16 protein-coding genes are annotated in these 14,890 nt (G+C 71.1%); 10 read left to right on the top strand and 6 right to left on the bottom strand.

What is annotated here, in order from left to right:
• Positions 1–1,783: ATP-dependent Clp protease ATP-binding subunit (locus FDA94_RS02800; protein WP_137245458.1), on the bottom strand; the 1,783-nt coding region annotated here is incomplete at its 3' end.
• A gap of 89 nt (positions 1,784–1,872) precedes the next feature.
• Positions 1,873–3,048 carry an alpha/beta hydrolase gene (locus tag FDA94_RS02805; RefSeq protein ID WP_137245459.1) on the bottom strand — a complete coding sequence of 392 codons (1,176 nt, stop codon included), beginning with the start codon at positions 3,046–3,048 and terminating at the stop codon, positions 1,873–1,875.
• A 24-nt stretch (positions 3,049–3,072) separates the two neighbouring features.
• Here FDA94_RS02805 and FDA94_RS02810 point away from each other — a divergent pair, with 24 nt between their 5' ends.
• On the top strand, positions 3,073–3,894 hold the full coding sequence (locus tag FDA94_RS02810; protein ID WP_137245460.1) for a class I SAM-dependent methyltransferase: 822 nt from the start codon (positions 3,073–3,075) through the stop codon (positions 3,892–3,894).
• Here the strand turns inward: FDA94_RS02810 and FDA94_RS02815 are convergent.
• On the bottom strand, positions 3,879–4,286 hold the full coding sequence (locus FDA94_RS02815; protein WP_137245461.1) for a hypothetical protein: 408 nt from the start codon (positions 4,284–4,286) through the stop codon (positions 3,879–3,881). The genes FDA94_RS02810 and FDA94_RS02815 overlap by 16 nt on opposite strands.
• A 131-nt stretch (positions 4,287–4,417) precedes the next feature.
• Between FDA94_RS02815 and FDA94_RS02820 the strand changes: the two genes are divergently transcribed.
• The 3 genes from FDA94_RS02820 to FDA94_RS02830 are packed head-to-tail and all read left to right on the top strand — an operon-like array spanning position 4,418 to position 6,758.
• Positions 4,418–5,362, top strand: a complete 945-nt coding sequence (locus FDA94_RS02820; protein ID WP_137245462.1) for an alpha/beta hydrolase — start codon at positions 4,418–4,420, stop codon at positions 5,360–5,362.
• A gap of 42 nt (positions 5,363–5,404) precedes the next feature.
• Complete coding sequence (locus FDA94_RS02825) at positions 5,405–6,361, top strand: helix-turn-helix domain-containing protein (RefSeq protein ID WP_137245463.1); 957 nt, start codon at positions 5,405–5,407, stop codon at positions 6,359–6,361.
• Positions 6,362–6,371: 10 nt separating this feature from the next.
• Entirely contained in the window at positions 6,372–6,758 is a 387-nt protein-coding gene (locus FDA94_RS02830; protein WP_137245464.1) for a TOBE domain-containing protein, read from the top strand.
• Here FDA94_RS02830 and FDA94_RS02835 read toward each other — a convergent pair.
• Positions 6,755–7,126: an STAS domain-containing protein gene (locus tag FDA94_RS02835; protein WP_137245465.1), complete on the bottom strand. Its 372-nt coding sequence runs from the start codon at positions 7,124–7,126 to the stop codon at positions 6,755–6,757. The genes FDA94_RS02830 and FDA94_RS02835 overlap by 4 nt on opposite strands.
• Positions 7,127–7,239: 113 nt before the next feature.
• Here FDA94_RS02835 and FDA94_RS02840 point away from each other — a divergent pair, with 113 nt between their 5' ends.
• Positions 7,240–7,740, top strand: coding sequence for an NUDIX domain-containing protein (locus tag FDA94_RS02840; protein WP_170990755.1), 501 nt, complete (start codon positions 7,240–7,242; stop codon positions 7,738–7,740).
• 22 nt (positions 7,741–7,762) lie between these two features.
• Here FDA94_RS02840 and FDA94_RS02845 read toward each other — a convergent pair whose 3' ends face one another.
• Positions 7,763–8,614, bottom strand: coding sequence for an LLM class F420-dependent oxidoreductase (locus FDA94_RS02845; protein WP_137245467.1), 852 nt, complete (start codon positions 8,612–8,614; stop codon positions 7,763–7,765).
• 323 nt (positions 8,615–8,937) lie between these two features.
• Here FDA94_RS02845 and FDA94_RS02850 point away from each other — a divergent pair, with 323 nt between their 5' ends.
• From FDA94_RS02850 to FDA94_RS02865, 4 genes are all read left to right on the top strand, one after another.
• Complete coding sequence (locus FDA94_RS02850) at positions 8,938–9,600, top strand: TetR/AcrR family transcriptional regulator (RefSeq protein WP_137245468.1); 663 nt, start codon at positions 8,938–8,940, stop codon at positions 9,598–9,600.
• 37 nt (positions 9,601–9,637) lie between these two features.
• Positions 9,638–11,941 (top strand): transketolase-like TK C-terminal-containing protein, encoded by a 2,304-nt coding sequence (locus tag FDA94_RS02855; RefSeq protein WP_246059481.1) that lies wholly within the window; start codon positions 9,638–9,640, stop codon positions 11,939–11,941.
• 48 nt (positions 11,942–11,989) lie between these two features.
• Positions 11,990–12,763, top strand: a complete 774-nt coding sequence (locus tag FDA94_RS02860; protein ID WP_137245469.1) for a neutral zinc metallopeptidase — start codon at positions 11,990–11,992, stop codon at positions 12,761–12,763.
• A gap of 65 nt (positions 12,764–12,828) precedes the next feature.
• A complete protein-coding gene (locus FDA94_RS02865) occupies positions 12,829–13,620 on the top strand; it encodes an alpha/beta hydrolase family protein (RefSeq protein ID WP_137245470.1) in 792 nt (263 codons plus the stop codon).
• Between the two features lie 5 nt (positions 13,621–13,625).
• Here the strand turns inward: FDA94_RS02865 and FDA94_RS02870 are convergent, their stop codons facing one another.
• Positions 13,626–14,342 (bottom strand): alpha/beta fold hydrolase, encoded by a 717-nt coding sequence (locus FDA94_RS02870; protein WP_170990756.1) that lies wholly within the window; start codon positions 14,340–14,342, stop codon positions 13,626–13,628.
• Between the two features lie 95 nt (positions 14,343–14,437).
• Here FDA94_RS02870 and FDA94_RS02875 point away from each other — a divergent pair, with 95 nt between their 5' ends.
• On the top strand, positions 14,438–14,872 hold the full coding sequence (locus FDA94_RS02875; RefSeq protein WP_062355675.1) for a Fur family transcriptional regulator: 435 nt from the start codon (positions 14,438–14,440) through the stop codon (positions 14,870–14,872).
• Positions 14,873–14,890: the final 18 nt, after the last annotated feature.

A 14,890-nucleotide genomic window follows, 5' to 3' on the forward strand; every position in this document is an offset into this window, starting at 1 on the left:
GCGAGCCGAAGAGCCGGGAGACGGTGTGCTTCTCCATGAACTCCGACATGTCCAGCATGATCAGCGCGTCTTCGTCCCCGAACAGGAACTCCGCCAGCGCCTTGGACAGCTCGGTCTTACCGACACCGGACGGACCGGCGAAGATGAACGAGCCACCGGGCCTTCTGGGGTCCTTCAGGCCCGCCCGGGTACGCCGGATCGAGCGGCTGAGGCCCTTGATGGCGTCGTCCTGGCCGATGATGCGCTTGTGCAGCTCGTCTTCCATCCGGAGGAGACGCTGGGACTCCTCCTCGGTCAGCTTGAAGACGGGGATGCCGGTCGCGGTGGCCAGCACCTCGGCGATCAGTTCCTCGGTGACCTCGGCGACGACGTCCATGTCGCCGGCCTTCCACTCGCGCTCGCGCCGCTCGCGCTTGAGCATGAGCTGCTTCTCGTTGTCGCGGAGGGCGGCGGCCTTCTCGAAGTCCTGAGCGTCTATGGCCGATTCCTTGTCCCGGCGCACGTTGGCGATCTTCTCGTCGAAGTCGCGCAGGTCGGGCGGGGCGGTCATGCGGCGGATGCGCATGCGCGAGCCGGCCTCGTCGATCAGGTCGATCGCCTTGTCGGGCAGGAACCGGTCGGAGATGTACCGGTCGGCCAGCGTGGCCGCCGCGACGAGCGCGCCGTCGGTGATCGAGACGCGGTGGTGGGCCTCGTAGCGGTCGCGCAGCCCCTTGAGGATCTCGATCGTGTGCGACAGCGACGGCTCGGCGACCTGGATGGGCTGGAAACGACGCTCCAGAGCGGCGTCCTTCTCCAGGTGCTTGCGGTACTCGTCGAGAGTGGTCGCGCCGATGGTCTGGAGTTCGCCTCGGGCCAGCATGGGCTTGAGGATCGACGCGGCGTCTATCGCGCCCTCGGCCGCGCCCGCGCCCACCAGGGTGTGGAGCTCGTCGATGAACAGGATGATGTCGCCGCGGGTGCGGATCTCCTTGAGCACCTTCTTCAGGCGCTCTTCGAAGTCGCCCCGGTAGCGGCTGCCGGCGACGAGTGCGCCCAGGTCGAGGGTGTAGAGGTGCTTGTCCTTCAGCGTCTCGGGCACCTCGCCCTTGACGATCTTCTGGGACAGGCCCTCGACCACGGCCGTCTTGCCGACGCCGGGCTCGCCGACGAGCACCGGGTTGTTCTTGGTGCGGCGGGACAGCACCTGCATGACCCGCTCGATCTCCTTCTCGCGCCCGATGACCGGGTCGAGCTTGCCCTCGCGGGCGGCCTGGGTCAGGTTGCGGCCGAACTGGTCGAGGACCAGCGAGGTCGAGGGGGCGCTCTCCTGGGGCCCGCCCGAGGCCGCGGCCTCCTTGCCGCCCTGGTAGCCGTGCAGCAGCTGGATGACCTGCTGACGGACCCTGTTCAGGTCGGCGCCCAGCTTGACGAGGACCTGGGCGGCCACGCCCTCGCCCTCGCGGATGAGCCCGAGCAGGATGTGCTCGGTGCCGATGTAGTTGTGGCCGAGCTGCAGCGCCTCGCGCAGTGACAGCTCGAGAACCTTCTTGGCACGCGGGGTGAAGGGGATGTGGCCGGAGGGCGCGGACTGGCCCTGGCCGATGATCTCCTCGACCTGCTGACGGACGCCTTCGAGGCTGATGCCGAGGCTTTCGAGGGCCTTGGCGGCGACGCCTTCGCCTTCGTGGATGAGGCCAAGCAGGATGTGCTCGGTGCCGATGTAGTTGTGGTTGAGCATCCGGGCCTCTTCTTGGGCCAGGACGACCACCCGCCGCGCTCGGTCGGTGAACCTTTCGAACATCTCTCGCCGCTCCATGGAGTCCGGGGCCCTGTTACTCCATAGAACGCGGTAATTGGAGTGATGGGTACCGAATACGCGATAGGCGAACTTCACTCAGGGCGTACGGTCAGCCAGGTTAGAGCGGGCGGGAAGTGCTGCGACCACCAGTAGATGTCGTGGCCGCCGGCCCACTCGACGTGGCGGACCTTCGCGCCGGCGGCGCTCAGCTTCGTGGCCCAGTCGTCGGCCGACCACCGGAACCCCGACTCCAGGGTGCCGCCGCCGACGTAGTTCCTGGTCAGGGCGTGCAGCTCGGTCTCCGGGGGGATGCCGGGGCTGAGCCCGAGCGCGCCCGAGAAGACGTCGGGACGCCGTTGGGCCGCGTTGAGGGCCCAGACCGCGCCGCTCGACGCCCCGGCGGTCAGCCAGACGCCCGAGGCGGGGAAGCGCTCGTCGGCCCACGGGATGACCTCGTCGGTGACGAAGGCCAGGTGGGCGGCGTACCGCTCGGGGTCGTGGGCCGGGAGGTACTCGTGCGACCTCGGGTCGCCGCTGCCCGACTCGGCGCAGAAGACGCCCACCACGGCCACCGGCGGGCAGGTGCCGGCCAGGATGGCCGCCTCGACGACCGGGGCGAACGCGGCCAGCATCTGGCCGTCGGCCAGGCAGACCGCCGGGATGAGGCCGTGGGTGCCGGGCGGCACGTAGAGGGCGACCGTGCGGGGCTCGCCGAGGAAGGTGAGCCGGTGCTCCTCCAGGGTGCCCTGCAGTTCGGAGACCTCGGGCAGCGCCGGGGGCGCCAGCTTCCCGCGCCACTCGCGCTCCGCCACGATCGTGGGGGCGTCGGGGCAGACGTACACGCTGATGACCGACTCGTCGAGGCGGCGGATGCGCAGCGACACCTCCCAGAGGTCGTCGGCGCCGTCGACCGGCCACATCAGGAACTGGACGCCGCCGGAGATCCGGGGGTACTCGCACGAGCCGCGCCAGACGATGTGCAGCACGTCGTCTTCCGACCAGACGGCGAGATCGTCGTCGTCGAGCCGGGCGCGCAGCGCGGCGGGGTCGCGCGGGGTCCAGACCCGCCTGATCTCGGCGTCGGGCGGCAGCTTCTCCGACCAGTTCTCGGCCGCTCTGATCTTGTTGGCGGTGACCAGCGACCGCAGGTGCTGGGCGACGGTCTCACGGCCTGCGGCGGCGCGCTCATCGTCAGTGACGGCATGGTCGTAGGCGGCCTCTAATTCGCCATCTATTTCATATGTCCATACATCCAGACGATCTGCCACCTTGCGAACGTACACAATGGAGTAATGGACCGCGAGAAAATCTCCCTCGCCGGCGCCCAGGAGACGATGCTCGCCACCCTGTGGAGCCGAGCTCTCGACAGTCGCTCCCCCCGCTCGATCCTGAAGGACGAGGTCGCGCAGCAGGCCGTCGAGCGGATCGACTACGACTTCGCCAAGACCGGCATCACCCCCATGACCGCGGCCGGGGTCGCCCTGCGGGCTCTGCGCATCGACGAGTGGACCAAGGACTTCCTCCGGCGGCACCCCACCGCGACCGTGCTGCACCTGGCCTGCGGCCTCGACACCCGGGCCCAGCGGATCGACCCCGGCCCTCTGGTGCGCTGGGTCGACCTCGACTATCCCGAGGTGCTGGAGCTGCGCGACCGGGTGATCGACCGGCCCGACGGCGACTACCACAGCATCGCGTCGTCGGTCACGAGTGAGAAGTGGCTGGGCGCGGTGCCCGACGACCGGCCGACGGCGGTCGTGTTCGAGGGCCTGTCCATGTATCTGCGCGAGGACGACGGCCGCCGGCTGATCGAGCGGCTGACCGGCAGGTTCGCGAAGGGTGAGCTCATCTTCGACTGCCAGAACTCGACCGGGATCCGGCTCCAGAAGCTCAACCGGCCCGTCCGGCAGGCCGGGGCGACCCTTTACTGGGCCATCGACGACCCGCGCGTGCTGGAGTCGTGGCATCCCGGGCTGACGCTGCGGGAGGCGCAGCGCGTGGTCGACATGCCGGGTGTCGAGGACTATCCGCTGGGTGGCCGCGTGGCGATGTGGATCATGGCGCATCTGCCGGGGTTCCGGAACATCGGGCAGATCCTGCGCTACTCCTGGGGCTGACGCCTGAGTCGCAGCGAGATCCACGCCGCGACGGCGAAACAGACGGCGGTGGCCGCGGACAGAGCCCAGACGTAGCCTCTGGGGTCGGCCTGCAGGGTCGCCACGTAGACGATGGCCGACAGCACCGCCCCGGCCAGGGCCACCCGCCAGGCCGGCCGGACCCGGAGCAGCGCCAAGGCGACCCAGGCGGCCGCCGTCGCGGCGCCGTAGGCGGTGAGGACCAGCGGGAGGATGCACTCCAGGCCGCCCGAGCAGATGGCCGCTCCGATCCCGCTGGAGGACAGGAACCGGCCGATCACGCCGGTGAGCGGCGTGACGGCCGCGCCGACGACGCCGGCGGACAGGACCTTCATCAGTTCCGAGCGCGCGGTTTTGCGCAATTCGACACCCATGTCGCCAATATCCGGATATTCGGCTTCGGGGGAATGAGTACGCCTACTCAATAGCTGTTCCCGCCACTCGTCGGGAATCGCCCACCGCATGGCGCTTGGGGCTCACGGCACGTCTGACCAGGATGTGAGGTATGACAGCCGTACCGTTCGACCCCGAGCTCGCCGCCGCGCTCACGGTCATCTCGCAGAACATGCCGTCGTCCCTGACCCCTGAAATGATCCCGCTGCTCCGCCAGGGGATGACCACTCTCGCGCCCGCCGAGGACCTCACCCTCGGCGGCATCGTCGACCTCACCGAGGTCGACCTCGGCGACGGGGTGTCGGTGGTCGTCTGCCGCCCGGTCGCCGCGCCGACGCCCGCGCCCGTCGTGTACTGGATCCACGGCGGCGGCATGATCATGGGCGACCACCGGGTCGGGCTGGCCGATCCGCTGGCGTGGGCGGTCGAACTCGGCATGGTCGTCGTCAGCGTCGACTACCGCCTCGCCCCCGAGCACCCCGACCCGGCGCCGGTCGAAGACTGCTACCGGGGCCTGGTCTGGCTCGCCGACAACGCCGCCGAGCTGGGCGTCGACCCGGCCAGGATCGTCATCGCGGGCGGCAGCGCCGGCGGCGGCCTGGCGGCGGGCACCGCCCTGCTGGCCCGCGACCGGGGCGGCCCCGCCCTGCTCGGCCAGCTGCTCATCTACCCGATGCTCGACGAGCGCAACGACACCGTCTCCAGCCACCAGATGGCCGGACTCGGCATCTGGGACCACACCTCCAACGACACCGGCTGGTCGGCCCTCCTCGGCGACCGCCGCGGCGGCCCGGACGTGTCGATCTACGCCTCGCCCTCGCGGGCCACCGACCTGTCGGGCCTGCCGCCCGCCTTCGTGGACGTCGGCTCGGCCGAGACCTTCCGCGACGAGGACGTCGCCTACGCGACGGCGATCTGGCAGGCGGGCGGCCAGGCCGAACTCCACGTGTGGCCCGGCGGCTTCCACGGCTTCGACGTGATGGTCCCGCAGGCGGCGCTGTCGCAGCGGGCCAAGCAGGCGAGGGTCGACTGGCTGCGCCGCCTGCTGGGCCACTGATCCTTCGCGAAACCCGGTCGGCCGCTGAGGGAGACTGAGGAGATGCGGGAGCTCGTCGGAAGATTGGCCGCGCTCGACCCTGACGCCAGCGCCGCCGTGCAGGTCATCGCCTACTTCGACCGGCTCGCCGAAGGGCGGGCGGGCCTGGAGGCGACGGTGCGCGGGGTCGCGGTGCTGGCAGGGTGCGCCGCCCGCCTGATCGACGAGGAACGCGGCGTCTTCCTGAGAGTCCTCGCCGACGGCCACCGCGACGACCATCCCGACGACGCCGACTCCGACGACTGGCCGCGTAAGCGGTCGGGTGACGTCGTGCTCGTTCTGGAGAAGCTCGGGTCGCCCTCGCCGGTCGATCTGATGGTTCTCGAACGCGGGGTCGCGCTGGCCCGCGACGTGCTCGACCGGACGCGGGGCCGGGCGCCCGATCCCGCGCTGGTGGAGCTGGTCGTCGACGCCTCGGCCGGGGAGACCGCCCGGCTGCACGCGGCCAAGCGGCTGCGCCTCGGCGATCGGGCCCGCGCCATCGCGCTGCCCGACGGGGTCGTGCTGGTCGAGCCGCACGGCGAGGCCCGGCACCCGCTGGGCTCAGTGCGCGCGGGGGTGGGGCCGTTCGTGCCGGTGGGGCGGCTGCCGAAGTCCTACGCCGACGCGAAGGTCGCCCTCAGGTTCGCCGACGACGTGCTCGGGCCCCGGGTGGTGCGCTTCGACGAGCTGGGCGGCCTGGCCGCCGTGGCGGCGGCGATCGGGCCGGGGGCGGCGCCCTCGCCCGACGTGGTTACGGTCGGCGGGCTGCCCGCGTGGGCGCTGGAGACGCTGCACGCGGTCGTCACCTCGACCAGCCTGCGGACCGCCGCGACCCACCTCACCCTGCACCACTCCACGCTGGTCGACCGGCTCACGCGGGCCGAGCAGCTGCTCGGGTGGGAGGTGCGCGGGCCCGAGGGACGGTTCCGGCTGCAGCTGGCGTTCGCGCTGCGGCGGCTGCACGCCCACCCCGAATAGGCTGTCGCGCGTGGCCACGTTCAGGATCAGTGAGGCCGCGGCGATCCTCGGCGTGAGCGCCGACACCGTACGCCGCTGGGTCGACTCCGGGCGGCTCGCCGCCAGCCGTGACGAGCACGGCCGGCGGCTGATCGACGGGCCCGACCTGGCCGCCCTCGCCCGCGCCCAGATCGCCGCGGAGACCGGCGGGGCCACCTCGTCGGCCCGCAACCGGTTCCGGGGGATCGTCACCGAGGTCGTCCGCGACACCGTGATGGCTCAGGTCGAGATCGCCGCCGGGCCGTTCAGGGTGGTGTCGCTGATGAGCCGTCAGGCCGCCGACGAGCTCGGGCTGGAGCCGGGGGCGGTCGCGGTGGCGGTGGTCAAGTCGACCAACGTGGTGGTCGAGCTCTCCTAGGCCCGGTGGGTGCGATGGGAGCGGCGCGCGTGGCGTACGCCCAGGGCCTCGGAGACCGAGCGGCAGACCCGCAGCCCTTCGTCGGCGAGCAGCCCGTTGACGCGGAGGACCTGCCGGGCCGGGGCGGCCAGGGTGAGGCCGCCGCCGCGGCCGCGTAACTCCTCGTCGGCGCGGCAGAGGGTGAGCAGGCCGCCCAGATCGCTGAAGGTCAGGCCGGCCGCGGCGACGACGACGCGGGTGACGTTCCGCGCGTGCAGGCCGATCAGGGTGGCCTCGACGACCGGCTGGGTGAACATGTCGAGTTCACCCACCAATGACATGATCACGGTGTCTTGGCCGATGTCGGTGATGTCGACCGCGAGCTGCATGCGCGCCCCCTTCGCTCGGTAGTCACCGTCTCAGCCCTTAGTCACCTTTGCGAGACACTCTGACCAGTAAGGTGGGATCCCAGTCATCCAGAGTGCCGGATATGTTGACGCCTGTGATCCTTTACGAGAACCCCTGGCTGTCGCTGATGGACGTCGGCGGCTACGTGTACTCGCACGAGACCCGTTGCCAGGGACGCATCGTGGCGATGCTGCCCTTCCGCGAGACGCCCGCCGGGCGGGAGTTCCTGGTCCGGTCGGAGATCACGCCCTGCTGGGGGAGCGATCCCGTCCTCTCGGCGGTGACCGGCGGATACGAGGGCGGCGACATCGCCGACGACGCGGTCAGGGAACTCGAAGAGGAGACCGGATATCTCGTCAAGGAGGCCGACCTGATCCCCCTGGGGGAGTCCTACGCGTCGAAGTCGGCCGACACCGTCTACACGCTCTATGCGGTCGACGTCACCGGGCTGACGCCGGGTGAGGCGCGCGGCGACGGCTCGGTGCACGAGAGCTCGGCCACGACGCGCTGGCTGACGCCGGTGGAACTGGTGCAGATCCGCGATCCGCAGGTGGCGGTAATGTATCTGCGCCTGCTGTCGAAGGCCGCCGGATAGCCCGAGCGGCCCCCGGCGTCGCTCAGAAGAGGACCGTCGCCAGTTCGCGCCACTGCGTCATCGGCAGTTCGCCCGCCGGGGTGCCCAGCACCTGGAGGCACACGTGGTCGGCGCCCGCGTCGCGGTGCTGGTTGAGCCGGGCGGCGCACTGCTCGGGCGTGCCCCACACGAACAGGGCGTCGATCAGCCGGTCGCTGCCCCGGCCGCTCACGTCGTCGTCGGTGAAGCCGCCGCGCAGCCAGTTGTTCACGTAGTTGGGCATGGCCAGATAGGGGTGCAGGGCCTCGCGGGCGAGCTGCCGGGCGCGGGCCGGGTCGGTCTCCAGGACGACGCCCTGCTCGGAGGCGACCAGGCGGCCGGGGCCGATCGCCGACCGGATCGCGGCGGTCTGCTCGGGCGTCACCAGGTAGGGGTGGGCGCCCGCCGCGCGGTTCTTGGCCACCTCCACCATCTTGGGGCCGAGGGCGGCCAGCACCCGGCGGTCGGGGGTCACCCCCTCCTTGTCGAGCTCGTCGAGGTAGGAGGTCATCGCCGCGAGCGGCTTGCGGTAGGCGCCGGGGCGGAACCGGTCGACCATGCTCTCGTGGCTGACCCCGAGGCCGAGCAGGAAACGGCCGCCGTGGGCGGAGCCGAGGGCGCGGGTGCGTTCGGCGGTCTCGCAGGCCGGCGTGGACCAGATGTTGGTGATGCCGGTGGCGACGGTGACGTCGGTCGTGGCGGCCAGGATCTTCTCGGCGGTGTCGAGACCGCTGTCGGTCCCGCCGGGGACCCAGAGCGCGCCGTACCCGAGCTTCTCCAGCTCGGCCGCCGCCTGCCCGACCTCGGCCGGGTTGTCGGTCCGGAACTCCCTTGCCCAAACGCCGTAGGGTTTCATGTCGCCTCTTTCGTATGTTCGCGCCGGGGTGAACGGCGTTACCTGGTGACGTACCGTGATCAACAGCTGCCTAACCCCGCTTCGGCACCCTCTTCTGGTCGATGGGCGGGCGGCCGGTCGTGAATATCGTTGAATCCAACCCTGTCGCTTACCGAACGTGGCGATCCCCGTTGTTTTCCCAGGTGGAAGCGGATGAGAATTCGATTTCACCGATGTTCTGCAAATGGGCGCGGCACTTTGGCCGGGGCAAACGGATGCGCCATTGTCTAACGGCGTTGGGCGTTACCCTCTAAGGCAAAAGTACACAGAGTAGAAGAGGTGCCATGGCCCGGCCCAAGGTTCCGCTGATCTCCCGGAGAAAGGTCCTGGAAACGGCGCTGGCGATCGTCGACGAGGAAGGGCTCGACGCTCTCAGCATCCGCCGGCTGGGCGAGGCCCTGAACGTCAACGGGGCATCTCTCTACCACCACTTCCGGAACAAGGACGAGATCCTCGACGGGGTCACCCAGCTCGCGCTGGAGAGCGTCGAGTTCCCGATCACCGACCATCCGAGCTGGCGGATCTGGTTGCCGCTGACGGCCTACCGCACCCGCGCCGCCCTGGTTGCGCATCCGGGGCTGATCCCGGTGATGCTGCGCCGCGCGTCGCTGGGCGCGACTCCGGAGGCCGAGGCGCTCGTGGCGCGGCTGCAGCGCGAGGGTGTGCCGATCGAGATCATCGCGCCGGTGACGGAGAGCCTCGAACTGCTCGCGGTGACCAGCGCCCTGCAGGAGGTGGGCGCCCGGGTCCTGGAGGACGCGCCGGCCAGTTCCCGGCTGGAGGCCGCGCGCGGCGCGCGCGGGGTGTCGCCCGGGGAACTGTTCGAGGTGATGGTGTCCTCGACGATCTCTCTGGTGGAGAGCGCGATCGCGCTGAAGGAGTCGCGCGAGGCGCTGGAGCGGGTGCCGGCCGCGCGGGCGAAGGGCGGCCGCGGGAAGCGGTCGTAATTAGACGTTAGTGCTGGTTGATGCCATAGTTTCGCCCGTGCAGCGAGAATTGTGGTCGAACGACACTAATGTCCTGAAAGCCGTCGAACGCCGGGTTCTCTGGCTCTCCATGGCGATCGTCCACCACGCCAACCGGGTGCGTCCCAACCGCACGGGCCTGAAAGTGGGCGGCCACCAGGCGTCGTCGGCGTCGATGGTCTCCATCATGACCGAGCTCTGGTTCCGCCACCTGAGGCCCGAAGACCGCGTGTCGGTCAAACCCCACGCCTCGCCGGTCCTGCACGCCGTCAACTACCTGCTCGGCGACCTCGACAAGCGCTACCTCACGACGCTGCGCGAGTTCGGCGGGCTGCAGTCCTACCCCAGCCGCGCCAAGGACCCCGACCAGGTCGACTACTCGACCGGCTCGGTCGGCATCGGCGCCACCGCCCCGATCTGGGGCGCGCTGGCCCGCCGCTACGTCGACTCGATGACGTCGGGCGGCGGTGCGGGCCGCCAGTACTCCCTGGTCGGCGACGCCGAACTCGACGAGGGCGCGGTCTGGGAGGCGATCGGCGACCCCATGGTGGCGGGCCTGGGAGAGATCGTCTGGATCGTCGACCTCAACCGCCAGTCGCTCGACCGGGTGGTCCCGGCGCTGGGCGCCCCTCGGCTCCAGGGCATGTTCGCCGCGGCGGGCTGGCAGGTCATCACCGTCAAGTACGGCGACCTGCTGGAGTCGCTGTTCCGCGAGAAGGGCGGCGAGGCGCTGCGCACCCGCATCGACGCCATGCCCAACCCCGAATACCAGCGCCTGCTGCGCTGCACTCCCGGCCAGCTCCGCGAGCGGCTGCCCGCCGGCGACCCGGAGATCGACGCGCTCCTGAAGACGCTGGACGACGACACGCTCACCCGGGCGGTCAGGAACCTCGGCGGGCACGACTTCCCGGCGCTCAACCAGGCCTTCGCCGCCATCGACGACACGCGGCCGACGGTCATCTTCGCGTACACGATCAAGGGACACGGCCTGGCGGTCGAGGGGCACCCGCAGAACCACAGCTCGCTGCTGACCGCCGAGCAGCTGGCCGAGCTCGCCGAGCGGGTCGGCGCCGACCCCGGCGACCCCTGGGCGGCCTTCCCCGCCGGCTCGCCCGAGGCCCGGTTCTGCGCCGACGTCAGCGCCGCGCTGAAGCGCCCGCCGGTCGCCACGATGGCGCCGCCGGAGGTCCCGACCGACTTCGGCCGCATCCCGGCCGGCACCGCGACCACCCAGGCGGCGCTGGGCCGGACCCTGCTCGACCTCACGCGGTCGGCCCCCGAAGCGGCCCGCAGGGTCGTGACGCTCAGCCCAGACGTCAGTTCGTCGACCAACCTCGGCGGCTGGGTCAACAAGGTCGGGGTGTGGTCGGCGACCGAGCAGGTCGACTGGTTCGCCGACGACCCCGAGACGATCCTGCACTGGCGCGAGCGGCCCACCGGCCAGCACATCGAGCTCGGCATCGCCGAGACCAACCTCGTCGGGCTGCTGGGCGAGCTCGGCGCGACCTGGTCGCGGTGGGGGCAGCCGCTGCTGCCGATCGGGGTGCTCTACGACCCGTTCGTGCAGCGCGCCCACGAGCCGTGGTCGTTCGGCATCTACGCGGGCGGCCAGTCGATCCTGGTCGGCACCCCGTCGGGGGTCACGCTCGCCCCGGAGGGCGGCGCGCACCAGTCGATCACCACGCCGTCGCTCGGCCTGGAACAGCCGGGGTGCGTCACGTACGAGCCCGCGTTCGCCATCGACGTCGAGTGGACCCTGCTCGCCTCGCTCGCCAAGCTCGGCCGCCCCGACGGCAGGTCGGCCTACCTGCGCCTGTCGACCCGCCCGGTCGACCAGTCGCTCGCCGACGTGCCCGCCGACCCGGCGGTCCGAGAGCGGCGGCGTCGCCAGGCGGTCGCGGGCGCCTACCTGCTGCGCAAGGCCCCCGACAACCCGGCGGTCACGATCGTGGCGATGGGCGCGACCGTCCCGGAGGCGCTGTCGGCCGCCGAGCGGCTGCAGCGGCTCGGGATCCGCGCGGACGTCGTCTGCGTCACCAGCCCGGGGCTGCTGTTCACCGCCACGCAGGCCAAGGCCGGCCGGGAGGACGGCGCGACCTGGGTGCTCGACGCCGCCTTCCCGGCGCACCGCGCCGCGCCGATGGTCACCGTCCTCGACGGACACCCGCACACTCTGGCGTTCCTGGCCGGAATCAACAATGTCAAGGCGCGTCATCTCGGAGTGACACGATTCGGGCAGTCGGGCGATCTAGAGTCGGTTTACCGGTACCACGGGATCGACGCGGACGCCATCGTCGGGGCTGTCCTGGATGTGTCAGGTTGAGGTGTTCGCAGCTTGGATCTATGTCGTAAGCCCTACCATTTCGGACTCGTGACGAGAATTACTCGCTATTTCGTTGTCGCCGCCATGCTGATCACGGCGGGGGCCGTGCTGGCGTCTCCGGCTCAGGCCGAGGCCAAGGCGCTCGTGCCCAAGTCCGTGGCGACGGCGAATCCGCTGTACAAGACGAAGTTCGGCACGGTCAACTGCGGTGCGGGATCGCCGCGGGCCGGCAGCCGCGCTTCCTATCGCGCCTACCTGATCAAGGTGAACACCTGTCTGGCGACCGCCTGGCGCAAGTCGTTCGCCCAGGCGGGCAAGAAGTTCCGGGCGCCCAAGATGGTGGTGGTCAACACGCGCGGCAACACCTCCTGCGGCAAGTTCCCGGCCCGGTTCGTGGGCTACTACTGCTACAACTCCGAGACGCTCTACATCTACCTGTGGAGCACGCCGGTCAAGAACGGCTACGGGCTGTGGGGCGCGGAACTGCTGGCGCACGAGTACGGCCACCACATCCAGGGGCTGGCCGGGATCAGGGCCTACTCGCTGCAGGTGCCGGGGAACGAGACCTCGCGCCGCCTCGAACTCCAGGCGCAGTGCTTCTCGGGGGCGTTCCTGCGCAGCGTCAGCGGCTCGGTGCCGGGCATCGCCCAGAACATGGACTACGAGTTCGACTGGTACCGCCAGAACGGCGGCGACAAGGCGGGCGCGCCGCCGGACCACGGCAACGGCCCGAACAACGCCTACTGGCTGAAGCGGGGCTGGAGCACCGCGAGCCCGGGGGCGTGCAACACCTGGAGCGCCCCGCGCTCGCGGGTGGCCTGACGGGAAGTGCGTGAAGGCGGGTCGCTCCAGGGCGGCCCGCCTTTTTCCGGCCGAGAGGAGCCGACGTGATCGTCACCGGGGTCGCCGCCGGAGTGCCGTTCGCCGCGCTGAGCCCCGCCGAGCCCCGGCCGGACAGCCCGGTCGTGGTGGCCTGGCACCTGCTCGACGCGCCGCGCACCGAGACCGCGTTCGCGGCGGCCGTCCCGCTGCGCGACCTCGGCCACGCCTGGCGGTTCTACCTCGGCCTGCCGCTGTCGGGCGCCCGCGCCCCCGAGGGCGGGCTGGAGGCGCTGATGCGCGGCGACGTCGTGCTCGACGCGCACTGGCCGATCGTCTCCGGAGCGGCCGCCGAGTTCCCGGCGGCCTGGGCCGACCTGCGGGAGCGGTTCGGCATCGGCCACGACCGCGTCGCCCTGATGGGCGGCTCGGTCGGTGCGGCGGCGGCCCAGTTGGTCTTGGCCGAGGGCGGCTTCGACGTGCCGGCGATCGCCCTGCTCAGCCCGGTGACCCGCCTGCGGGCGGTGATCGACGAGCTGAGCGTCCACTACGGCATGACGTACGACTGGAGCCCGCCCGCGAGCGAGGTCGCCAGCCGGCTCGACTTCCCGGCCAGGGCCGACGACCTGGGCTCCGCGCCGATGCTGATCGTGGTCGGCGGAGACGACCTGGCCGGGGCCTTCCGGACCCCGGCCGAGGCGCTGGTGGCGATGCGGACGGCGCCGACCGAGCTCGTCGTCCTCGCGGGCATGGGCCACGCCCTGGCCGACGAGCCGGGCCTCGAACCGGCTCCCCAGACCGACCAGGCCCGCCGGGTCGACGCCCTCGTCTCGGCCTTCTTCGCCGGGCACCTGCCCTAGAGCGCTCAGCAGGTACGCAGGGCGTCTTCGACGAAGGTCATCGCGTCGGGGTGGCCGCGGAGCAGGGCGAGGCTGTGGTCGTCGACCGGGAGGATCTTGAGCCGCCCCTGCCTCGCCTGGGGGACCTTCTCGAACAGGGCCGTCGCGCTGGCGCCGAAGGCGGTCTCGGCGACCGCCCACAGGCTCGCGACCGGCTTGTTCTCGGCCAGAGGCGCGACGCCGCCCTCGATGCCGGTCAGCGGGGAGACCGCGACCGCGACGCACATCGGCAGGGCGGTGGCCCGCTGGGCGGCCAGCACCGCGATCGGGCCGCCGTAGGAGCTGCCCAGGACGGCCAGTCTCGTGGCGCCCTGCTCGTGCAGCCAGGTCAGGGCGCGCTGCAGGTCACCGGCCAGCTCGCCGACCTCTCCGTCGCCGTCGCTGGAGCCGACGCCCCGGCGGTCGGGGACGATCACCCGTACGTTCAGCCTCTCGGCCAGCGCCGACATCGCGGGCAGCCAGTCGCAGAGCGTGTGACTGGCGCCGTGGGCGACCGCCACCCCGACCGGGGCGCCGGGCGGCCCGACCACCGCCGCGCCCAGCCGCACGTCGAGTTCTGCCCGCAGGACGACCCGTTCGGCGCCGGCCGGCACGGTGTCGCACTGGTCGGCGAGCGGGGTGTCGGGGGCGATGCCACACCCGGTGAGCAGGGCGAGCACGAACAGGACGGCGAGTCGGGGCATGAGCCGGGATCTTAACCGCCTGAGCCCCTTGTGGCCTTCAGTTGGACGATTCATAAACTTGTATCGTTCGTGTTTAGGACGATAGGTTGGACGTCATGACGGCACCCAAGAGCCAGACCATCGCGGAGGAGTTGCGCGGGGCGGGACTGCGGGTGACGGCAGCCCGGGTCGCGCTGCTGGAGACCGTGCGGGGTGGCAACCACCTCGGCGTCGAAGACATCGCCTCGGGCGTCCGTGACCGGGTCGGTCACGTCTCCCTCCAAGCCGTTTACGAGGCCCTGCACGCGTTGACCGCTGCGGGGCTGGTCCGCCGGATCGAACCGGCCGGTAGCCCGGCCCGGTTCGAGGGACGCGTCGGAGACAACCATCACCACATCGTCTGCCGGTCGTGCGGCGTGGTCGCCGACGTCGACTGCGCGGTGGGTGAGGTGCCGTGTCTGACCGCGTCCGAGACCCACGGTTTCACGATCGACGAGGCCGAGGTCATCTATTGGGGCCGCTGCCCCAGCTGTTCCGCCACTGCGAGCTGAGATAGTCCGGAAGGATTT

This window comes from Herbidospora galbida (genome assembly GCF_005233835.1).
GTDB classification, from domain to species: Bacteria; Actinomycetota; Actinomycetes; order Streptosporangiales; family Streptosporangiaceae; genus Herbidospora; species Herbidospora galbida.